The following is a 21,834-nucleotide window of genomic DNA, read 5'->3' as shown; positions in this document are numbered from 1 at the left end:
CCGTTATATTTCCATATAACCATCAATCTAATCCTGAACTAAGCTGAAAATCTTTCGTCTCTCAAAACACCTTCGGTGTTGTAAGGTTAAGCCTCACGGATCATTAGTACTGGTTAGCTCAACGTATCGCTACGCTTACACACCCAGCCTATCAACGTCGTCGTCTTCAACGTTCCTTCAGGACCCTTAAAGGGTCAGGGAGAACTCATCTCGGGGCAAGTTTCGCGCTTAGATGCTTTCAGCGCTTATCTTTTCCGCATTTAGCTACCGGGCAATGCCATTGGCATGACAACCCGAACACCAGTGATGCGTCCACTCCGGTCCTCTCGTACTAGGAGCAGCCCCCCTCAATTCTCCAGCGCCCACGGCAGATAGGGACCGAACTGTCTCACGACGTTCTAAACCCAGCTCGCGTACCACTTTAAATGGCGAACAGCCATACCCTTGGGACCTACTTCAGCCCCAGGATGTGATGAGCCGACATCGAGGTGCCAAACACCGCCGTCGATATGAACTCTTGGGCGGTATCAGCCTGTTATCCCCGGAGTACCTTTTATCCGTTGAGCGATGGCCCTTCCATTCAGAACCACCGGATCACTAAGACCTGCTTTCGCACCTGCTCGAGCCGTCACTCTCGCAGTCAAGCTAGCTTATGCCTTTGCACTAACCTCACGATGTCCGACCGTGATTAGCTAACCTTCGTGCTCCTCCGTTACGCTTTAGGAGGAGACCGCCCCAGTCAAACTACCCACCAGACACTGTCCGCAACCCGGATCACGGGTCTACGTTAGAACATCAAACATTAAAGGGTGGTATTTCAAGGTTGGCTCCACGCAGACTGGCGTCCACGCTTCAAAGCCTCCCACCTATCCTACACATCAAGGCTCAATGTTCAGTGTCAAGCTATAGTAAAGGTTCACGGGGTCTTTCCGTCTTGCCGCGGGTACACTGCATCTTCACAGCGATTTCAATTTCACTGAGTCTCGGGTGGAGACAGCCTGGCCATCATTACGCCATTCGTGCAGGTCGGAACTTACCCGACAAGGAATTTCGCTACCTTAGGACCGTTATAGTTACGGCCGCCGTTTACCGGGGCTTCGATCAAGAGCTTCTCCTTGCGGATAACCCCATCAATTAACCTTCCGGCACCGGGCAGGCGTCACACCGTATACGTCCACTTTCGTGTTTGCACAGTGCTGTGTTTTTAATAAACAGTTGCAGCCAGCTGGTATCTTCGACTGCCTTCAGCTCCACCCGCGAGGGGTTTCACTTACCGACAGCGTGCCTTCTCCCGAAGTTACGGCACCATTTTGCCTAGTTCCTTCACCCGAGTTCTCTCAAGCGCCTTGGTATTCTCTACCTGACCACCTGTGTCGGTTTGGGGTACGATTCAATGTTACCTGATGCTTAGAGGCTTTTCCTGGAAGCAGGGCATTTGTTACTTCAGCACCGTAGTGCCTCGTCATCACACCTCAGCGTTAATAAGCGTCCGGATTTACCTAAACGCTCCGCCTACATGCTTAAACCGGGACAACCGTCGCCCGGCTAACATAGCCTTCTCCGTCCCCCCTTCGCAGTAACACCGAGTACAGGAATATTAACCTGTTTCCCATCGACTACGCCTTTCGGCCTCGCCTTAGGGGTCGACTCACCCTGCCCCGATTAACGTTGGACAGGAACCCTTGGTCTTCCGGCGAGCGGGCTTTTCACCCGCTTTATCGTTACTTATGTCAGCATTCGCACTTCTGATACCTCCAGCAAACCTCACAGTTCACCTTCGACGGCTTACAGAACGCTCCCCTACCCAACAACACATAGTGTCGCTGCCGCAGCTTCGGTGCATGGTTTAGCCCCGTTACATCTTCCGCGCAGGCCGACTCGACCAGTGAGCTATTACGCTTTCTTTAAATGATGGCTGCTTCTAAGCCAACATCCTGGCTGTCTGTGCCTTCCCACATCGTTTCCCACTTAACCATGACTTTGGGACCTTAGCTGGCGGTCTGGGTTGTTTCCCTCTTCACGACGGACGTTAGCACCCGCCGTGTGTCTCCCGTGATAACATTCTTCGGTATTCGTAGTTTGCATCGGGTTGGTAAGCCGGGATGGCCCCCTAGCCGAAACAGTGCTCTACCCCCGAAGATGAGTTCACGAGGCGCTACCTAAATAGCTTTCGGGGAGAACCAGCTATCTCCCGGTTTGATTGGCCTTTCACCCCCAGCCACAAGTCATCCGCTAATTTTTCAACATTAGTCGGTTCGGTCCTCCAGTTAGTGTTACCCAACCTTCAACCTGCCCATGGCTAGATCACCGGGTTTCGGGTCTATACCCTGCAACTTAACGCCCAGTTAAGACTCGGTTTCCCTGCGGCTCCCCTATACGGTTAACCTTGCTACAGAATATAAGTCGCTGACCCATTATACAAAAGGTACGCAGTCACCCCATAAATGAGGCTCCCACTGCTTGTACGTACACGGTTTCAGGTTCTTTTTCACTCCCCTCGCCGGGGTTCTTTTCGCCTTTCCCTCACGGTACTGGTTCACTATCGGTCAGTCAGGAGTATTTAGCCTTGGAGGATGGTCCCCCCATATTCAGACAGGATACCACGTGTCCCGCCCTACTCTTCGAACTCACAGTATGTGCATTTTAGTGTACGGGAGTATCACCCTGTACCCTGCGACTTTCCAGACGCTTCCACTAACACACAAACTGATTCAGGTTCTGGGCTGCTCCCCGTTCGCTCGCCGCTACTGGGGGAATCTCGGTTGATTTCTTTTCCTCGGGGTACTTAGATGTTTCAGTTCCCCCGGTTCGCTTCATTACGCTATGTATTCACGTAATGATAGTGTGACGAATCACACTGGGTTTCCCCATTCGGAAATCGCCGGCTATAACGGTTCATATCACCTTACCGACGCTTATCGCAGATTAGCACGTCCTTCATCGCCTCTGACTGCCAGGGCATCCACCGTGTACGCTTAGTCGCTTAACCTCACAACCCGAAGATGTCTCGTAAGACACAATCGATATTGTGAAAATTTGAGAGACTCGAACATGTCTTAACCTCATTCTTTATTACGGAAGAATGAGACGACATGTCGTTTCAATTTTCAGCTTGTTCCGGATTGTTAAAGAGCAAATACTTCGCAGTACACCGTCACCGGTACACTCTGAAGTAAGTTTTGGTGCATGAAATGATGGTGGAGCTAAGCGGGATCGAACCGCTGACCTCCTGCGTGCAAGGCAGGCGCTCTCCCAGCTGAGCTATAGCCCCATCGATTTCGTAAAACCTTTGATTACCATGATTTTCATCTGGTCAAGGCGCAACTTAGCGACGCATACTGAGGTATGCGAGTCTGAGGTGCAACGCAGAACAGGGGAAAATTTGGTAGGCCTGAGTGGACTTGAACCACCGACCTCACCCTTATCAGGGGTGCGCTCTAACCACCTGAGCTACAAGCCTATAAGGTTTTACTGCTCGTTTTCTATCAGACAATCTGTGTGAGCACTACGCGGGTTGTATCTATTAGGTAAGGAGGTGATCCAACCGCAGGTTCCCCTACGGTTACCTTGTTACGACTTCACCCCAGTCATGAATCACAAAGTGGTAAGCGCCCTCCCGAAGGTTAAGCTACCTACTTCTTTTGCAACCCACTCCCATGGTGTGACGGGCGGTGTGTACAAGGCCCGGGAACGTATTCACCGTAGCATTCTGATCTACGATTACTAGCGATTCCGACTTCATGGAGTCGAGTTGCAGACTCCAATCCGGACTACGACGCACTTTATGAGGTCCGCTTGCTCTCGCGAGGTCGCTTCTCTTTGTATGCGCCATTGTAGCACGTGTGTAGCCCTACTCGTAAGGGCCATGATGACTTGACGTCATCCCCACCTTCCTCCAGTTTATCACTGGCAGTCTCCTTTGAGTTCCCGGCCGAACCGCTGGCAACAAAGGATAAGGGTTGCGCTCGTTGCGGGACTTAACCCAACATTTCACAACACGAGCTGACGACAGCCATGCAGCACCTGTCTCAGAGTTCCCGAAGGCACCAATCCATCTCTGGAAAGTTCTCTGGATGTCAAGAGTAGGTAAGGTTCTTCGCGTTGCATCGAATTAAACCACATGCTCCACCGCTTGTGCGGGCCCCCGTCAATTCATTTGAGTTTTAACCTTGCGGCCGTACTCCCCAGGCGGTCGACTTAACGCGTTAGCTCCGGAAGCCACGCCTCAAGGGCACAACCTCCAAGTCGACATCGTTTACGGCGTGGACTACCAGGGTATCTAATCCTGTTTGCTCCCCACGCTTTCGCACCTGAGCGTCAGTCTTTGTCCAGGGGGCCGCCTTCGCCACCGGTATTCCTCCAGATCTCTACGCATTTCACCGCTACACCTGGAATTCTACCCCCCTCTACAAGACTCAAGCTTGCCAGTTTCGAATGCAGTTCCCAGGTTGAGCCCGGGGATTTCACATCCGACTTAACAAACCGCCTGCGTGCGCTTTACGCCCAGTAATTCCGATTAACGCTTGCACCCTCCGTATTACCGCGGCTGCTGGCACGGAGTTAGCCGGTGCTTCTTCTGCGAGTAACGTCAATCACCAAGGTTATTAACCTTAATGCCTTCCTCCTCGCTGAAAGTACTTTACAACCCGAAGGCCTTCTTCATACACGCGGCATGGCTGCATCAGGCTTGCGCCCATTGTGCAATATTCCCCACTGCTGCCTCCCGTAGGAGTCTGGACCGTGTCTCAGTTCCAGTGTGGCTGGTCATCCTCTCAGACCAGCTAGGGATCGTCGCCTAGGTGAGCCATTACCCCACCTACTAGCTAATCCCATCTGGGTTCATCTGATGGCAAGAGGCCCGAAGGTCCCCCTCTTTGGTCTTGCGACGTTATGCGGTATTAGCTACCGTTTCCAGTAGTTATCCCCCTCCATCAGGCAGATCCCCAGACATTACTCACCCGTCCGCCGCTCGTCACCCAGGAGCAAGCTCCCCGTGCTACCGCTCGACTTGCATGTGTTAGGCCTGCCGCCAGCGTTCAATCTGAGCCATGATCAAACTCTTCAATTTAAAAGTGTTTGATGCTCAAAGAATTAAAACTGTTTATAAAATCAGTAGTCACTCTTCAAGACTTGATATTTGTTTGCATCCGAAGATGCTGAGATATCAATCCTGCGAGTGCCCACACAGATTGTCTGATAAATTGTTAAAGAGCAGTGCTACTTTCTCAGTAGCGCGGGCTGTGCATATTACGCTTTCCCGCTGCGTAGTCAAGCATTTATTTTTCGCTTCACTCCGCCTGACACGCCGCTTTGCAAGCCGTTGTTCCGTGTCAGTGGAGGCGCATTATAGGGAGTTCTTCGGCGGTGACAAGCGTTTATTTAAAAAAACTTTCTGACCGCATTCTTTTTCGCCAACCCGCTTATTTACAACGCTATTTGGTGCTTAACTGTGCAATTTCACGGGCAAATCGGGCTACCTGCGGCCAATCGGTATAAACCACTTCTTTACTTGTATCCGTTTCACCGCCGGTCATTTTCATAATTAAGCGGATCATGAAGCGGTCCAGCCAGCCATAACGCGGGTAACGCAATGCACCGGCAAACACGGCACAATGGTCGGGCTGCCAAACCGAGTTAAGCAAAAACTTGCGGGTATAAGGGTTCGTCTGCGGCGAACGCTTCTCTGGTTTACGGGCAACAAGATTGACCGCGAAAAATGCACTCGCGCGCTCCTTCAGCTGCAGCTGATACTTTTTCACGAACGCCTCAACAGAGGCATGGAAATGTCCGTAGCGAATAGAAGCACCAATGATCACCCGGTCGTAATTAGCCCAGGCAAGTTCCTCGCAGCGATGGAGATTGACCACATCGCTCTCCACGCCCAGCTCTTTCAGTTCAGAAGAGATATAAGAAGCAATCTCACGAGTTTGACCATCTCGGGTCGAAAACAGAATTAAGGTTTTCACACAGGCTCCGGTTACTCGCGCCAGAAAGTAGGCGTGAACAGTACTAGCAGGGTAAATACTTCAAGGCGGCCAAACAGCATATTCACGATCAGGATCCATTTGGCCACGGGATTCATGCTGGCAAAGTTGTCGGCAACGACGCCAAGGCCCGGGCCTAGGTTATTAAGCGTTGCAGCAACAGAGGCAAAAGCAGAGAAGTCATCGACGCCGGTCGCGATGATAGCCAGCATACTGACGATAAACACCAGCGCATAAGCAGAGAAGAATCCCCATACGGCTTCAAGAATTCGTTCCGGCAAGGCCCGGTTCCCAAGCTTGATGCTGTAAACGGCATTCGGGTGTACCAGGCGTTTCAGCTCGCGGTTACCTTGTTTAAACAGCAGCAGGATACGAATCACTTTCAGGCCACCGCCGGTAGATCCGGCGCAGCCGCCGATGAAGGCAGAGCAGAGCAGCAAAACCGGCAAGAATAGCGGCCAGCGAGCGATGCTGTCCGTGGTAAAGCCCGCGGTGGTCGCCATCGACACGACCTGGAAGAAAGCCTGGTTCAAAGTCTGCCAGGCTGACTGGTAGGTATTATGGAACCAAAGCACCAGAGTACAGACCAGAACCAGCGAGAGCTGTACACCGATAAACATCCGAAATTCCGGATCGCGCCAGTACACTTTGAGGCTACGCCCGCTCAGCAGGGAGAAGTGCAGACTGTAGTTACAGCCAGAGATCAGCAGGAAGATAGCAATAATGGTATTGATGGTTGGGCTATTGAAGTAGCCCACGCTCGCATCATGTGTCGAGAAGCCACCAATCGCAATAGTAGAGAAGCTATGTCCGATAGCATCAAACGCCGGCATCCCCGCGAACCAAAGCGCCAGCGCGCAAGCAATCGTCAGCAGGACATAAATGAGCCACAGCGTCTTTGCCGTTTCGGCGATACGCGGGCGCATTTTATTATCTTTAAGCGGCCCCGGCATTTCTGCCCGATACAGTTGCAACCCACCGACGCCAAGAATAGGCAAGATGGCCACCGCCAGGACGATGATCCCCATCCCGCCGAACCATTGCAGCATTTGCCGATAGAAAAGAATCGCATGAGGTAAAGAGTCCAGCCCCACCAGCGTTGTCGCGCCGGTCGTTGTCAGGCCAGAAAAGGATTCAAAAAAGGCGTCTGTTACAGTCAGATTCGGCCGCTCGGCAAAGACAAACGGCAGCGCACCCACGCTGCCCAGCACAGTCCAGAACAGCACAACGATCAGGAAGCCTTCCTTCGGTTTGAGATCCCTTTTCTCACGGCGATTTGGCCACCACAGTAAAGAACCTATCGCCAGCGCAACAAAAAAGGTTTGGGTAAAGGCGCGGCCGGCACCGTCTCGATAGATTAGAGCCACTAAGCCGGGGAGTATCATGGTTCCGGAAAAGAGGATAACCAACAGGCCAACGATTCGGGTAATGGCGCGAAAATGCATTTCAGCCGCTTCCTTAAATATCTATAAATAACGAGGTGGGATTATTGTTCAAACGGCAATAAATGCAACGCACCGCGGCTAAAGTCACTCAGCCTGGCGTTGAAGGCAGCCACCTGGGTTTGCGGCAACGCTACGCGCATAGCAACGATGGCCCGGAAGTCGCTTTCCACAATAAGACCATCGCTTTGCTTGAGTAGCGCTTCCACACCCGCCAGCTGCGAATAGTCGCAATGCAAAGTATATTCGGTTAACGGCACTTTGAGCACTGTAGAAAGCTGGTTTAACGCCAGCTGTACGCCGCCGCCATAGGCTTTCACCAGGCCACCAGTACCCAGCTTCACCCCACCGTAGTAGCGCACCACCACCGCAGTGATTTCACCAATACCTTTTCCCATCAGTTGGGCAAGCATGGGTTTCCCTGCGGTGCCTGCAGGCTCACCATCATCCGAGAAACCTAGCTGCTGCGAGTCATCCGGCGCGCCAGCAACCCACGCCCAGCAATGGTGACGAGCGTCCGGGTGTTCAGCCCGGATTTTCTCAACAAATGCTTTAGCCGCTATTACCCCATCCGTATGGGCGACAAAGGTAATAAAGCGGCTTTTCTTGATCTCCTCGCTGACCGTGACGGGCTCGGCAGGGATTGGCCAACTTTCCATTACGCGAGCTTCAGGTTACGCGTCATGTTTTCGATGCTGTTTTCATAGATAACGACGTTATCTTCAATGCGGATGCCGCCAAACGGCTTCAGCGCCTCAATACGCTTCCAGTCGAAGTGTTTGCTGTACTGCCCTTCACGCCACGGTGCCAGCAGCGATTCGATAAAGTACAAACCGGGCTCAATGGTCAGCACCATGCGAGGTTCCAGCACGCGGGTACAGCGCAGATAAGGATGCTGCGAAGGTGCAGCCAGATGCGTCCCGGTATCGTCCTGCATAAACCCGGCTACATCGTGAACCTGCAACCCAAGCGGATGCCCGATGCCGTGCGGCATGAACGGGGTAGTGATCCCGGCTTCCAGCATCGCCTCTTCACTGATGTCGTTGACAAGCTTGTGGCGACGCAGCAGCTTAGCCAGACGCTGATGGAACTGGATGTGGTAATCGGTATAGCGCACACCTGACTTCATAGTGTCGATCAGCGCCAGTTGCTCTTCGTTCACGTCTTTAATCAGATGAGCGAAATCGCTGTCGCTTTGGGTCGTCCAGGTCCGCGTCAGGTCGGCGGCATAGCCGTTATATTCAGCGCCAGCGTCCAGCAGGAAGCTCCGAATTTCGGCAGGTACGCGATGATCCAGCTTAGTGTAGTGCAGCACCGAAGCATGCTCATTGAGCGCCACGATATTGCCATACGGCACATCGGTATCGCGGTGTCCGGTCGCCGTCAGGTAAGCGATGTTAATATCGAATTCGCTCATGCCGGACAGGAACGCTTCGTGCGCAGCGCGATGGCCGACGACTGCCGTTTTCTGTGCTTCGCGCATGCAGGACAGCTCGTAGTCCGTTTTATAAGCGCGATAATAATGCAGATAGTCGATAACCCCTTTCGGGTTGATGTTGGCTGGCGTGATATCCAGCTGTAATGCACGCTCTGGCACCGGGCCAATGTAGCCAATATTGCTGCGTGCGGCAGGCAGCTGGCTGCCGATACCGTCGGCTTTTGGCAGCGCAATCACTTCAATATCGTCGGTCCAGAAGGATTCCGGCAGCGGCTCCACGTTGTGCCAGTAATCCACCGGCAGATAGAACCACAGCTTCGGCTTATTCACGCCATCCACCAGCAGCCAGCAGTTAGGTACCTGGGTCACCGGCACCCAGGCTTTGAACTGCGGGTTTACTTTAAACGGATAGGCATGATCATCGAGGAAGACATTGAACAGCTCCCCGGAGTGAATAAGTAATGCATCAAGGTTAAAACGCGCCAGAACGTTGCGGGTACGCTCCTGTAGCGTTGCCACATGATCTTTATACAGCGCGGCCAGTGATTCCATAATTTATCCTTCTGTTTTTGTCTCTGTTAGCATCGCATCTTAGCATACCGGACAAACCGCCGAGTTATTTCCGCCGCCTGTGATCGAGTTTGCAAATATTTAAAGAGAAATTTGCATTTCATTAACATCAATTCCACACTCCGCTTCATCTGGTACGACCAGATCCCATTGCTGGATTCAGGAGACTGACATGCTCTACCAAGGTGAAACCCTACATCTCGACTGGCTGGAAGACGGCATCGCCGAACTGGTTTTTGATGCCCCCGGCTCCGTCAACAAGCTGGATACAGCGACCGTCGCCAGCCTCGGCGAAGCGCTGGCCGTACTTGAAAAACAGCCTAACCTCAAAGGCCTGCTGCTGAGTTCCAGCAAATCTGCCTTCATCGTTGGCGCCGACATTACCGAATTCCTGTCGCTGTTCCTGGTCCCTGCCGAACAGCTGACCCACTGGCTGCAATTTGCCAACAGCGTGTTTAACCGCCTGGAAGACTTGCCCGTCCCAACCATCGCCGCGGTGAATGGTTACGCGTTGGGCGGCGGATGCGAATGTGTACTGGCAACCGATTACCGCCTGGCGACGCCGGATACCCGTATTGGCCTGCCGGAAACTAAGCTAGGCATTATGCCGGGCTTTGGCGGTTCCGTTCGTCTGCCGCGTTTATTGGGTGCCGATAGCGCGCTTGAAATTATCACCGCGGGCAAAGACGTTGGCGCAGCAGAAGCGCAAAAACTTGGCCTGGTTGATGGTGTGGTAAAAACCGAAAAACTGCGTGACGGCGCACTGGCAGTCCTCCGCCAGGCGATCAAAGGCGAGCTGGACTGGCAGGCAAAGCGCGCCCCGAAACTTGAGCCGTTACGTTTAAGCAAAATCGAAGCCGGTATGAGCTTCACCATTGCTAAAGGCATGGTGGCGCAGATCGCCGGGAAGCATTACCCAGCGCCAATGACTGCGGTAAAAACCATTGAAGCTGCCGCCGGTCTTGGCCGCGATGAAGCCCTGAAGCTGGAAACCCAAAGCTTTGTGCCGCTGGCTCGTTCCAATGAAGCCCGCGCGCTGGTCGGCATCTTCCTGAACGATCAGTTTGTCAAAGGCAAAGCGAAAAAACTCACCAAAGATATCGAAACGCCTAAACACGCGGCCGTACTCGGCGCGGGTATTATGGGCGGCGGCATTGCTTATCAGTCCGCCTGGAAAGGCGTGCCGGTATTAATGAAAGACATTAACGAGAAGTCGCTGGCGCTGGGCATTAATGAAGCCAGCAAGCTGCTGAACAAACAGCTTGAGCGCGGCAAAATTGACGGCATGAAGCTGGCACAGGTGATTTCAACCATTCAGCCAACGCTGGAATACGCAGGGTTCGATCGTGTAGACGTTGTCGTTGAAGCCGTAGTTGAAAATCCGAAAGTGAAAAAAGCGGTGCTGGCAGAAACCGAAGATAAGGTTCGCCCTGATGCCGTGCTGGCTTCCAACACCTCAACCATCCCGATTAGCGAACTGGCAAGCGGGCTGAAACGCCCGGAAAACTTCTGTGGGATGCACTTCTTCAACCCGGTGCATCGCATGCCGCTGGTTGAAGTCATTCGCGGAGAAAAAACCTCAGACGCCACCCTCGCCAAAGTGGTGGCATGGGCAAGCAAAATGGGTAAAACCCCTATCGTGGTCAATGACTGCCCGGGCTTCTTCGTCAACCGCGTGCTGTTCCCCTACTTTGCAGGCTTTAGCCAGTTGCTGCGCGACGGCGCGGATTTCCGCCAGATCGACAAAGTGATGGAAAAACAGTTCGGCTGGCCGATGGGCCCGGCTTACCTGCTGGACGTGGTCGGAATTGATACCGCCCATCACGCACAGGCGGTCATGGCCGCCGGCTTCCCGCAGCGTATGAACAAAGATTACCGCGACGCAATCGACGTTCTGTTTGATGCCGGACGCTACGGCCAGAAAACCCAGCAGGGCTTCTATCGTTTTAAAGAAGACAGCAAAGGCAAACCGCGCAAAGACCAGGACGAAGCTGTTGATCGCCTGCTGGCAGACGTGAGCCAGCCTAAGCGCAGCTTCAGCGACGAAGAAATTATCGCCCGCATGATGATCCCAATGATCAACGAAGTGGTTCGCTGCCTCGAAGAAGGCGTGATTGCCAGCCCGGCAGAAGCCGATATGGCGCTGGTTTACGGCCTCGGTTTCCCTCCGTTCCACGGCGGCGCGTTCCGCTGGCTGGACACCCTGGGCAGCGCGAAGTATTTCGACATGGCGCAGCAGTACCAAAACCTAGGCCCGCTGTACGTCGTGCCTGAAGGCCTTCAGGCCAAAGCATCACGCAACGAGCCGTACTATCCCCCGGTCGAGCCAGCCCGCCCGACCAGTGACCTGAAAAGCGCCTGAGGAGTGAACATGGAAAAGGTTGTTATTGTTGATGCCATCCGTACGCCGATGGGCCGCTCGAAAGGAGGCGCGTTCCGCAACGTTCGCGCTGAGGATCTGTCGGCGCATCTGATGCGCAGTATCCTGTCCCGTAACCCGGCACTCGAAGCCGCAGCGCTGGACGATATCTACTGGGGCTGCGTCCAGCAGACGCTTGAGCAGGGTTTCAATATTGCCCGCAATGCATCGCTTCTGGCGGAAATTCCTCATTCAGTGCCAGCCACCACGGTGAACCGCCTGTGCGGTTCCTCCATGCAGGCGCTGCACGATGCAGCACGCATGATTCAAACCGGCGACGCGCATGCTTGCCTGATCGGCGGCGTGGAACATATGGGCCACGTACCGATGACCCACGGGATTGATTTCCACCCTGGCCTCAGCCGCAACGTAGCAAAAGCTGCGGGCATGATGGGCCTGACGGCTGAAATGCTTTCCCGTTTACACGGCATCAGCCGTGAAATGCAGGATCAGTTTGCCGCGCGTTCCCATCAGCGCGCCTGGGCTGCCACAGAAGCCGGGCACTTCAAAGCGGAAATTATGCCGACCAGCGGTCACGATGCCGACGGCGTTCTGAAGCGTTACGACTACGATGAAGTGATTCGCCCGGAAACCACGGTTGAAGGGCTGGCGGCGCTGAAACCTGCTTTTGATCCGGTCAATGGCACCGTCACCGCAGGCACATCTTCGGCGCTGTCCGATGGGGCATCCGCGATGCTGCTGATGAGCGAAACTCGCGCCAAAGAGCTGGGCCTGAAAATTCGCGCACGCGTTCGCTCGATGGCCGTCGTCGGCTGCGACCCGTCTATTATGGGTTACGGCCCGGTGCCTGCATCCCGACTAGCGCTGAAAAAAGCGGGCCTGACCGCTCAGGATATCGACCTGTTTGAGATGAACGAAGCGTTTGCCGCCCAGATCCTGCCGTGCATTAAAGATCTGGGGCTGATGGATAAGATCGACGAAAAGATCAACCTGAACGGTGGCGCGATCGCGCTGGGCCACCCGTTGGGCTGCTCCGGCTCGCGTATCAGCACCACGCTTATCAACCTGATGGAGCGTCGCGACGCGCAGTTTGGCCTGGCTACCATGTGTATTGGCCTGGGTCAGGGCATCGCGACCGTATTTGAACGCGTTTAATAAAAAACGAAACTGAGTTTAGTTGCCGTGTTTCCCGCCTGTCAGGGGCGGGTTTTTTATATCTGAAAGATAAAAAAAACCACCGACGATGCGGTGGCTTATTCTGACGACGAACGGCCTTAAATAAAGGAGAAAGCGTCGCCGAACATATGTTCAACCAGCGCCCCGCGCTCGTTGCAGAACAGTTCACGGGCAATTTTCGCCATTTCGAAACGACCTGCGATATAGATATCGTGCCCGCTCAGTGAAGCGTGATCCTGCATAACGGCGGTGAGTACAGTCCCGCTCCGGCCACGCCAGCCTTCTTCCGGCTGCTCAACCACGGCTTCAACACGCAGATTAGGATGCTGCAGGGTCAGCCCTTCCAGCTCGGCCAGGTCGTAAAGATGCTTCTCTTCACGGCCGCCCCAATAGATTGCAATTTCACGCTCTGGGTTACGCGCCAGCGCCGTCAGCAGAATAGAACGAACGTAAGAGAACCCCGTGCCGCCGGCAATCAGGATAAGAGGACGGTCTTCATCTTCGCGCAGCCACGCATCACCGTGTGGCATATCAACCACAATTTCTTGCCCTTTCAGAATACGGTCCATTACCGCCATGGCATAGAGGTTGAGCTCAGAGGCACCAATATGTAACTCAATGAACTCACGCTCGCTCGGCGTGGAAGCCATAGAGAACGGGCGCTTATCCCGCTCATCCATCACCACCATCAAATACTGCCCGGCCTGGAATGAGAAATCGCCTTCCGGCAGCAATCGAACGCGATATACCGTGTCGGTTATCGCTTCTACCGAGGTCACTTTACAGCTTAAGGTTGTCATGCGTCCCCTCTGTCGGGTCAATAATGCTAAACCGTAAAGGTCGCCACTCAGGCGCCTTTGTCGTTATCAAAAATAGCCAGTTCATCCCAGATTGCATCAATACGCGCACATACCTCAACATCTTTCTTGATTGGGCGCCCCCATTCACGCTGGGTTTCGCCCGGCCATTTATTGGTGGCGTCCAGTCCCATTTTAGAGCCTAGCCCGGAAACCGGGGAGGCAAAATCCAGATAGTCTATCGGCGTGTTATCCACCAGCACCGTATCACGGGACGGATCCATACGCGTAGTGATCGCCCAGATAACATCGTTCCAGTCGCGTGCATTGACGTCGTCATCACACACAATAACAAACTTGGTGTACATGAACTGACGCAGGAACGACCAAACCCCCATCATGACTCGCTTGGCATGTCCGGCATACTGTTTTTTAATCGTCACTACCGCGAGTCGGTATGAACACCCTTCCGGCGGGAGATAGAAATCAATAATCTCCGGAAATTGCTTTTGCAGGATGGGTACCAGCACTTCATTAAGCGCCACACCCAGCACCGCAGGCTCATCCGGCGGGCGGCCAGTGTAGGTGGAATGGTAAATCGCATCCTGCCGCTGGGTGACGTGGGTTACGGTGAATACCGGGAAGCTATCCACTTCGTTGTAGTACCCCGTATGGTCGCCATACGGGCCTTCCGGTGCCATTTCACCCGGCTCAATGTAACCTTCCAGCACAATTTCTGCACCTGCAGGAACTTCAAGATCGTTGGAGATACATTTCACGACCTCGGTTTTGGTCCCGCGCAGCAGCCCGGCAAAAGCATATTCGGAAAGCGTATCCGGCACCGGCGTCACCGCCCCAAGAATGGTTGCGGGATCTGCGCCAAGCGCTACGGAGACAGGGAAGCGCTCACCCGGGTGAGCCTCACACCATTCCTGGAAGTCCAGCGCACCGCCGCGATGAGACAACCAGCGCATAATCAGCTTGTTTTTGCCGATCAGCTGCTGGCGGTAAATCCCCAGATTCTGGCGCTCTTTATGCGGACCACGGGTGACCGTTAACCCCCAGGTAATCAGCGGGGCGATGTCTTCCGGCCAGCAGCGCATGATCGGAATGCGATTAAGATCGACCTCATCCCCTTCCCAAACCTGCTCCTGGCAAGGTGCATTACGCAGACGTTTAGTCGGCATATTCAGAACTTGTTTGAACTGCGGCAGCTTATCAAACAGGTCGCGGAAGCCTTTTGGCGGCTCCGGTTCTTTAAGGAAAGCCAGCAGTTTCCCGACTTCACGCAGGGCAGTAACGTCCTCCTGCCCCATGCCCATCGCTACGCGTTTCGGCGTTCCAAACAGGTTACATAGCACCGGCATGGTGTAGCCTTTCGGGTTTTCAAACAGCAAAGCCGGGCCACCGGCTCGCAGCGTGCGATCGGCAATTTCGGTCATTTCCAGATTCGGATCGACAGGCAATGCGATACGTTTGAGTTCGCCCTGCTGCTCAAGCAGCGCAAGAAATTCGCGTAGGTCGTGGTATTTCATGCAATTTATCGTGACGTCGGATTTGGGCGTCATTATACGGACTTCACCGCCACCATGCTGTATTTTTGTTAAATTAGCGTGAAACTGGCCGCCTGCCGGCCGCCCCCGGACAGGTTATACTGAAGCTGTGTATCTCTGCGAAGGACGTTTTGTTATTCTGACGCGCTGAAGCGGGCGAAAAGAGAAATTATGCAATCCTGGTATCTTCTTTACTGTAAACGTGGTCAATTACTGCGCGCCAAAGAGCATCTTGAGCGCCAGGAAGTTAATTGTCTTACACCAATGATCACGCTGGAAAAAATGGTGCGTGGTAAAAGAGCTGCGGTCAGCGAGCCTCTGTTCCCTAATTACCTGTTTGTCGAGTTCGATCCAGAATCCATCCATACCACCACGGTGAATTCCACCCGTGGCGTCAGCCATTTTGTTCGCTTCGGCGCGCAGCCGGCAACGGTTCCGGAAACAGTGATTCATGAACTGATGCACTATCAAATAGAGAATATCCTCGACCCAGAAACGCCGTATCCCGGCGATAGCGTGGTGATTACCGAAGGGGCCTTCAAGGGATTAGAAGCCATCTTCGCTGAACCAGACGGTGAAGCTCGCTCAATGTTGCTGCTGAATTTACTGAATAAGCAGGTGCAGCAAAGCATCAGGAATACCGACTTCCGCAAGGTTTAATGCAAAGAGGCCAGCAAATGCTGGCCTCTTTCTTCCTGAATCGCAACTAGCGCTGCATCTGCTCATCGTGCAGCCATTGGGCAACACGTTTTGAGAAATACGTCAGCACGCCATCCGCGCCAGCACGCTTAAAGCACATCAAAGATTCCATAATGGCCGGTTTTTCGGCCAGCCAGCCGTTCTGAATCGCAGCCATATGCATGGCATATTCACCGGATACCTGGTAGGCAAATGTTGGCACCCCAAAGGTGTCTTTCACGCGGCGCACAACGTCGAGATAAGGCATCCCAGGTTTCACCATCACCATGTCGGCCCCTTCCTGCAGATCTTGCGCCACTTCCTGCAAAGCTTCGTCGCTGTTAGCCGGATCCATCTGGTAAGTCTTCTTATTGCCGCCCTTCAGGTTACCGGAAGAGCCAATGGCATCCCGGAACGGGCCGTAGTAGCAGGAAGCATATTTTGCGGCATAGGACATGATCTGGGTATTCACGAAGCCATCAGCTTCTAACCGGTCCCGGATAGCGCCAATACGTCCATCCATCATATCGCTAGGCGCGACAATTTCGGCCCCGGCTTCAGCATGGGAAAGGGCCTGACGAACCAGAATCTCGCGAGTGACGTCGTTGATCACATAGCCATCAGCGTCAATGACACCGTCCTGCCCGTGAGTGGTGTAAGGGTCCAGGGCAACGTCAGTCAGCAACCCAAGCTCAGGCACAGCATCTTTCAGCGCACGCACAGCGCGCTGTACCAGGCCATTTGGGTTATAGGCTTCTTCCGCATGCAGCGATTTCCCGTCGCTTTCAATGACCGGGAACAAAGAGAGCACAGGGACGCCCAGCTTCGCGACCGCCTCTGCCTCTTTCAGCAGTTGATCGATAGTCATACGATAAACCCCCGGCATAGACTGCACTTCCTGCTGCTGGTTGTGGCCTTCCATGACAAACACAGGGTAAATAAGGTCGTTTACCGTCAGCTGGTTTTCAGCCACAAGACGACGGCTGAAGTCATGACGACGTACGCGGCGCATACGACGCCCGGGAAACGTACCGGGAAATGCATAGCTCATTTAACTTTCTCCTGATTAAAACCCAGTCGGAATAACCGACGAGCATTGTCATCTGTTACCTGCGCAAGCCAGGCCGGGTCTTCACCGCGCCATTCGGCGACCTTATTCAGGATATGGGGCAGATAACAGGGTTCGTTGCGGCGGGACGCAGGTTTTGGTTGTAGATCCCGGGGCAACAAATAGGGCGCATCGGTTTCCAGCAGCAGTTGCTGAGCGGGGATAACCGGAAGTAACTCTCTTAGTGCCAGGCCACGGCGCTCGTCGCAAACCCAGCCGGTAATGCCGATAAACAGTCCGCGAAGCAGGCAATCGCGGGCTTCCTCTTCAGTTCCGGTAAAGCAGTGCAGCACCACGCCGGGCAGTTGATCCAACCAGGGGTCAAGTAGCGCAAGAAAACGTTCATGTGCATCCCGGCAGTGTAAAAATACCGGCATCATCAGCTCCGCGGCCAGCGCCAACTGCGCGGTGAAAGCGCGTTCCTGCTCTGCAGGAGTAGAAAAGTTACGGTTAAAATCCAGACCGCATTCGCCGATAGCGACGACCTGCGGGGCCGCCGCTAAACGGCGGATGGCACCCGCAGTTTCGTCATTCCACTGGCTGGCATCATGGGGATGCACTCCGGCGGTGGACCAGCAGTTTTCATGCTGCTGCGCCAGGCGTAACGCTTGTTCACTTTCATGGAGGTTGGTACCGGTCAACATCATGCCACTCAGGCCAGCCTGCCATGCGCGAGCGACCACATCCTCGTGATCTTTTGCGAATTGAGAACTGGTTAAATTCACGCCAATATCAAACATCTCTCCCTCCAAACGACAACCGCCCCTGAGGGCGGTTATTTCATTACTGCTCTTTTTCCGAGCGCGTCTCTTCAGATTCAGGCTCATCATCTTCATCGCCATTACGCCCTTTTCCGACGTAGAAGCGGGAGAAGAAGACACCAACCTCAAACAGGCAGTACATTGGCACCGCCAGAAGGGTTTGCGAGAAAACATCCGGCGGCGTTAACAGCATGCCGACAACAAAAGCCCCCACCAGAATATAAGGGCGCTTCTGTTTCAATGATTCCGGTGTTGTCACCCCCATCCAGCACAGCAGGATAATGGCGACGGGCACCTCAAACGCTACGCCAAAGGCCATGAACAGCGACATCACAAAGTCGAGATATTTCGTGATGTCCGTCGAGACAACCACCCCTATTGGCGCAGTTTTTGTCAGGAAACCAAATGCAAGCGGGAAGACCACAAAATACGCAAAGGCAATGCCGATATAAAAAAGCAGCGTGCTGGAGAACAGCAGCGGCATCACCAGCTTACGCTCATGCTTGTACAATGCAGGGGCAACAAAAGCCCAGATCTGGTACAGAATGACCGGCGCGGCCAGGAACACCGAAACGTAAATGGTTAATTTTATCGGGGTAAAGAACGGTGATGCGACATCGGTCGCAATCATCGTTGAGCCCAACGGCATATGTTTGATCAGCGGGGCGGAAACCACCTGATAGATGTCATTGGCGAAATAGACCAGCGCCAGGAAAATCACCAGCACGGCGATCATGCTGTTCAGCAGGCGCTTACGCAGCTCGATCAGATGGCTAATGAGCGGTTGGGTATCTTCAACAGCCATAGTTACGATTTTTCACCTGGAAGTTGCGTTGGGGTGACAACGGGTGCAGCCTCGGGCAAAGGCTTCACCTGAGGCTCGACAGCAGATTCGACGACGTTTTCGACCGCCACGGGTGCCGGTGTCACCGTCTCTGAAGGTACGGCATCAGGCGCAGCCGCCTGATGTGCCGCATTGGCTGGCGTGGCACCGTCATGACTTAGCTGTTCATCCTTAACCAACGGGTTATGGATGGTATTCGCTTCGTCGCTGTTCTTTTCAGGATCGTGCTGGGTATAAGAACGCTTCATCGACTCAGCGGCCTGGCGCAGTTCGTCCATTGACGCCTTCAGTTCAGGCGTCAAATTATCCATACTGGCTTTCTCGACCTTTTTCAGGCTGTCCTGCAGTTCCTGCAGCTTCAGTTCCTGAGCGAGTTCGTTCTGCACCGTGGTAGCCAGAGAACGCAGCGCGCGCACCCAGCCAACAACTGTTTTTACCGCCACCGGCAAGCGCTGCGGACCCAGAACAATCAGGCCAATCACAAACACCAGCAGCAGTTCGCCAAAACCAATGTCGAACACGGTTTATACCTGCTCTTTATCGTTGCTTTTCGCTTCGTCTTTTTTCACGTCGCTCGGTTTTTCAGAGAGGGATTTCGCTGTGAAATCAGCATCCTTCTCACCATTTTCTTTTTCTTTGCCGTCGTCGTCGCTCATGGCTTTCTTAAAGCCCTTAATAGACGCGCCAAGATCTGAACCTAAAGAGCCCAGCTTCTTGGTGCCAAACAATAAAACAACGATAACAACAATGATTAGCAATTGTGGCCAACTGATGCCCATACCTACTCCTGAATAAAGATGTTAAGGCAATGAGAACCGCTATTATACGGCAATCACCCGTTAATTCCGATTAAAGTTCAGGCAGAGCGCCGCCAGCCAATCAGCCAGACAACGATTCCCCCCGCCATCAACCAGGCAGGCATAAAGTCCCACTCAGGTTTGTTGATCAGCAGCAGCGTCCCGCTCAATATAAGCGTGGCACCGATGCCGAACAGGTAACGCGACTGTCCCTGCCGCAGGTGATGAAGTTGCAGGTCGCGCTGAATTTTATCAACGCTAAGCTGTAATTGCTTGCCCTGGCGCAAACTGTTGTACACCAGTTCCGGCAATTCCGGCATTTTTTCCACCCAAAAAGGCGCTTTTTCCTTGAAAGCACGTACCAGAGCAGGAATACCAACCTGATCTTTGATCCAGCTTTCCAGGAAAGGTTTCGCCGTTTTCCAAAGATCCAGCTGCGGATAAAGCTGCCTACCGACGCCTTCGACGTATAAAAGGGTCTTCTGCAGTAAAACTAACTGCGGCTGAACTTCCATGTTGAAACGACGCGCGGTATTGAACAGGTTAAGCAGCACATGGCCAAAGGAGATCTCCGCCAGCGGCTTCTCAAAAATAGGTTCACACACGGTGCGAATCGCAAACTCGAACTCTTCGACATTCGTATCTGCCGGCACCCAGCCAGAGTCCACATGCAGCTCGGCTACCTTGCGATAATCCCGGTTGAAGAAGGCAATAAAGTTTTCTGCCAGATAGCGCTTATCGTCTTTGTTCAGCGAGCCCACGATACCGCAGTCGATACCAATGTATTGCGGATCTTCCGGGTGGTCGTAGCTCACGAAAATGTTGCCCGGATGCATGTCCGCATGGAAGAAGCTGTCGCGGAAGACCTGCGTAAAGAAGACCTGCACGCCACGTTCGGCAAGCAGCTTCATGTTGGTGCCCTGAGCTTCGAGCGCAACGGTGTCAGAGACCGGAACCCCGTAAATCCGCTCCATCACCATCATGTTCTCGGTGCAGTAGTCCGAATAAACCTCCGGCACATACAGCATCGGGCTATTTTCGAAGTTACGCCGCAGTTGGATGGCGTTCGCCGCTTCACGCAGCAGGTTTAACTCATCGATCAGCGTTTTTTCGTATTCACGCACCACTTCCAGCGGGCGGAGACGACGGCCATCCGGCAGCAAACGCGGCACCCAACGGGCGAGGCGATAGATAAGCTTCATATCGGCTTTGATCACCGGCAGGATATCAGGCCGAATGACCTTAATCACGACCTCTTTGCCGCTCTCTTTCAGGCGTGCGGTATGCACCTGAGCAATGGAGGCAGAGGCCAGAGGCTTGATGTCAAAATCGTCGAACCAACTTTCAACGGGAATGCCGCCCATCGCCAGTTCAATCTGTTTCTTCGCCAACGCACCGTCAAAAGGCGCAACTCTGTCCTGCAACATAGCCAGTTGGTCAGCAATGATCGGTGGGAACAGATCGCGACGGGTAGAAAGCATCTGACCAAACTTGATCCAAACGGGACCGAGCTCCTGCAGCGCAAGGCGTAGACGTTCTCCCAAAGGCTTATCACGGTGACGATTCGGCATCCAGAACAGGCAACGCCGCCACAAACGTAACGGCAGCGTAATGCGCATTTTGGGAATCAGTTCATCAAGGCCATAGCTCAGAAAGGTACGGACAATGAAATAAAGGCGGCGAATTTCTCCTGGCGTCATTTGCCCTCCAGCTTATCCAGCCGTTTGCTGAGTGCGTCCGCCGAGCGTGCCAGCGCTTCGGTTTCCTCTGCAAACCAGGCCACTTCAAGTGAGCCAGGCGCAACGCGCCACTCTTCGGTGAGCGCTTCTCCCAGATACTGCTGATTGCGGATCAGTCCTTTTTTCAGCAGCTTTCCGCCATGACGCGCAAACTTACTGATACCTTCAGAGGCAATATCGCCTATATACGGAGCCAGCAGTTCCGCAGGATCAAACTCCGCGAGATCCATCAGCGATGCCAGATTTTGTACAACCTGAATGTCACCTGCCACGTCAAGTTCACCGCTGCGAATCAGAGCGGTAAGTTGCTGGCGATCGCGCAGTTTCGGCAGCACGCCGATATGGGTTGTGACGCTACAATCCGCCTCACCTTCCCACTGGCTCAGTACGTCCAGCTGTTGTTCACTGAACACCAGCACCAGCGGCGCTGAAAATTCTTTCAGGCTAACGCGCAACGTCTTGCCCTGCAGGCGTTGACGCGCGGATTTCAGGCTACGATCGCGCCAGAGGAAAGTGTTCAGCACACCTTCAATTCCGGCAGTCATCAGCGACATAAATGGCATCGCG

General features: G+C 53.7%; 16 protein-coding genes, 2 tRNA genes and 2 rRNA genes. 3 read left to right on the top strand and 17 right to left on the bottom strand.

The features are described from left to right. Positions 1–82 precede the first annotated feature (82 nt). From AAIE02_RS15205 to pepQ, 8 genes are all read right to left on the bottom strand, one after another. Positions 83–2,989, bottom strand: a 23S ribosomal RNA gene (locus tag AAIE02_RS15205). Between the two features lie 206 nt (positions 2,990–3,195). Continuing rightward, positions 3,196–3,271: transfer RNA gene (locus AAIE02_RS15200), tRNA-Ala, on the bottom strand. Positions 3,272–3,383: 112 nt separating this feature from the next. Next, a tRNA-Ile gene (locus AAIE02_RS15195) sits at positions 3,384–3,460 on the bottom strand. 68 nt (positions 3,461–3,528) lie between these two features. Continuing rightward, positions 3,529–5,068, bottom strand: a 16S ribosomal RNA gene (locus AAIE02_RS15190). The 16S and 23S rRNA genes sit together here with 2 tRNA genes alongside, the layout of an rRNA operon. Before the next feature lie 364 nt (positions 5,069–5,432). Next, positions 5,433–5,966, bottom strand: coding sequence for a menaquinone-dependent protoporphyrinogen IX dehydrogenase (hemG, locus tag AAIE02_RS15185; RefSeq protein ID WP_166879461.1), 534 nt, complete (start codon positions 5,964–5,966; stop codon positions 5,433–5,435). A gap of 11 nt (positions 5,967–5,977) precedes the next feature. Next, positions 5,978–7,429, bottom strand: coding sequence for a Trk system potassium transporter TrkH (gene trkH, locus AAIE02_RS15180; RefSeq protein WP_008455438.1), 1,452 nt, complete (start codon positions 7,427–7,429; stop codon positions 5,978–5,980). Between the two features lie 41 nt (positions 7,430–7,470). Beyond that, on the bottom strand, positions 7,471–8,085 hold the full coding sequence (locus tag AAIE02_RS15175; protein ID WP_498532840.1) for an IMPACT family protein: 615 nt from the start codon (positions 8,083–8,085) through the stop codon (positions 7,471–7,473). Further along, positions 8,085–9,416 (bottom strand): Xaa-Pro dipeptidase, encoded by a 1,332-nt coding sequence (gene pepQ, locus AAIE02_RS15170; RefSeq protein ID WP_166995906.1) that lies wholly within the window; start codon positions 9,414–9,416, stop codon positions 8,085–8,087. Before pepQ ends, AAIE02_RS15175 begins: the two co-directional genes overlap by 1 nt. A 190-nt stretch (positions 9,417–9,606) precedes the next feature. Here pepQ and fadB point away from each other — a divergent pair, with 190 nt between their 5' ends. After that, entirely contained in the window at positions 9,607–11,796 is a 2,190-nt protein-coding gene (gene fadB / locus AAIE02_RS15165) for a fatty acid oxidation complex subunit alpha FadB (protein ID WP_498532839.1), read from the top strand. A 9-nt stretch (positions 11,797–11,805) separates the two neighbouring features. Then, the gene (fadA, locus tag AAIE02_RS15160) at positions 11,806–12,969 is read left to right on the top strand and encodes an acetyl-CoA C-acyltransferase FadA (protein WP_008455446.1); all 1,164 of its coding nucleotides are present in this window, start codon (positions 11,806–11,808) and stop codon (positions 12,967–12,969) included. Positions 12,970–13,088: 119 nt separating this feature from the next. Here the strand turns inward: fadA and fre are convergent, their stop codons facing one another. Together fre and ubiD are read right to left on the bottom strand one after the other, a co-directional pair. Beyond that, positions 13,089–13,790, bottom strand: a complete 702-nt coding sequence (gene fre / locus AAIE02_RS15155; RefSeq protein ID WP_008455448.1) for an NAD(P)H-flavin reductase — start codon at positions 13,788–13,790, stop codon at positions 13,089–13,091. 47 nt (positions 13,791–13,837) lie between these two features. Then, positions 13,838–15,331, bottom strand: coding sequence for a 4-hydroxy-3-polyprenylbenzoate decarboxylase (gene ubiD / locus AAIE02_RS15150; RefSeq protein WP_498532985.1), 1,494 nt, complete (start codon positions 15,329–15,331; stop codon positions 13,838–13,840). A gap of 180 nt (positions 15,332–15,511) precedes the next feature. Between ubiD and rfaH the strand changes: the two genes are divergently transcribed. Further along, positions 15,512–16,000 carry a transcription/translation regulatory transformer protein RfaH gene (rfaH, locus tag AAIE02_RS15145; protein WP_008455452.1) on the top strand — a complete coding sequence of 163 codons (489 nt, stop codon included), beginning with the start codon at positions 15,512–15,514 and terminating at the stop codon, positions 15,998–16,000. Positions 16,001–16,046: 46 nt separating this feature from the next. On the opposite strand, the gene hemB is transcribed toward rfaH, so the two are convergent. The 7 genes from hemB to ubiJ form a co-directional block, all read right to left on the bottom strand. Then, entirely contained in the window at positions 16,047–17,069 is a 1,023-nt protein-coding gene (gene hemB, locus AAIE02_RS15140) for a porphobilinogen synthase (protein WP_498532838.1), read from the bottom strand. Beyond that, a complete protein-coding gene (tatD, locus tag AAIE02_RS15135; protein WP_336709206.1) occupies positions 17,066–17,866 on the bottom strand; it encodes a 3'-5' ssDNA/RNA exonuclease TatD in 801 nt (266 codons plus the stop codon). Before tatD ends, hemB begins: the two co-directional genes overlap by 4 nt. 43 nt (positions 17,867–17,909) lie before the next feature. Next, complete coding sequence (gene tatC / locus AAIE02_RS15130; RefSeq protein ID WP_008455457.1) at positions 17,910–18,692, bottom strand: Sec-independent protein translocase subunit TatC; 783 nt, start codon at positions 18,690–18,692, stop codon at positions 17,910–17,912. Positions 18,693–18,694: 2 nt separating this feature from the next. Further along, positions 18,695–19,252, bottom strand: coding sequence for a Sec-independent protein translocase protein TatB (tatB, locus tag AAIE02_RS15125; RefSeq protein WP_336709208.1), 558 nt, complete (start codon positions 19,250–19,252; stop codon positions 18,695–18,697). Between the two features lie 3 nt (positions 19,253–19,255). Next, positions 19,256–19,510 carry a twin-arginine translocase TatA/TatE family subunit gene (tatA, locus tag AAIE02_RS15120; protein WP_008455463.1) on the bottom strand — a complete coding sequence of 85 codons (255 nt, stop codon included), beginning with the start codon at positions 19,508–19,510 and terminating at the stop codon, positions 19,256–19,258. Between the two features lie 77 nt (positions 19,511–19,587). After that, complete coding sequence (ubiB, locus tag AAIE02_RS15115) at positions 19,588–21,228, bottom strand: ubiquinone biosynthesis regulatory protein kinase UbiB (RefSeq protein WP_498532837.1); 1,641 nt, start codon at positions 21,226–21,228, stop codon at positions 19,588–19,590. Then, the gene (gene ubiJ, locus AAIE02_RS15110) at positions 21,225–21,830 is read right to left on the bottom strand and encodes a ubiquinone biosynthesis protein UbiJ (protein ID WP_166995899.1); all 606 of its coding nucleotides are present in this window, start codon (positions 21,828–21,830) and stop codon (positions 21,225–21,227) included. Before ubiJ ends, ubiB begins: the two co-directional genes overlap by 4 nt. Positions 21,831–21,834: the final 4 nt, after the last annotated feature.

Source organism: Cedecea sp. Ae19-4, from assembly GCF_059801165.1.
Note: the sequence above shows the minus strand (reverse complement) of the source record. Positions and strands in the feature narration are given on the sequence as shown.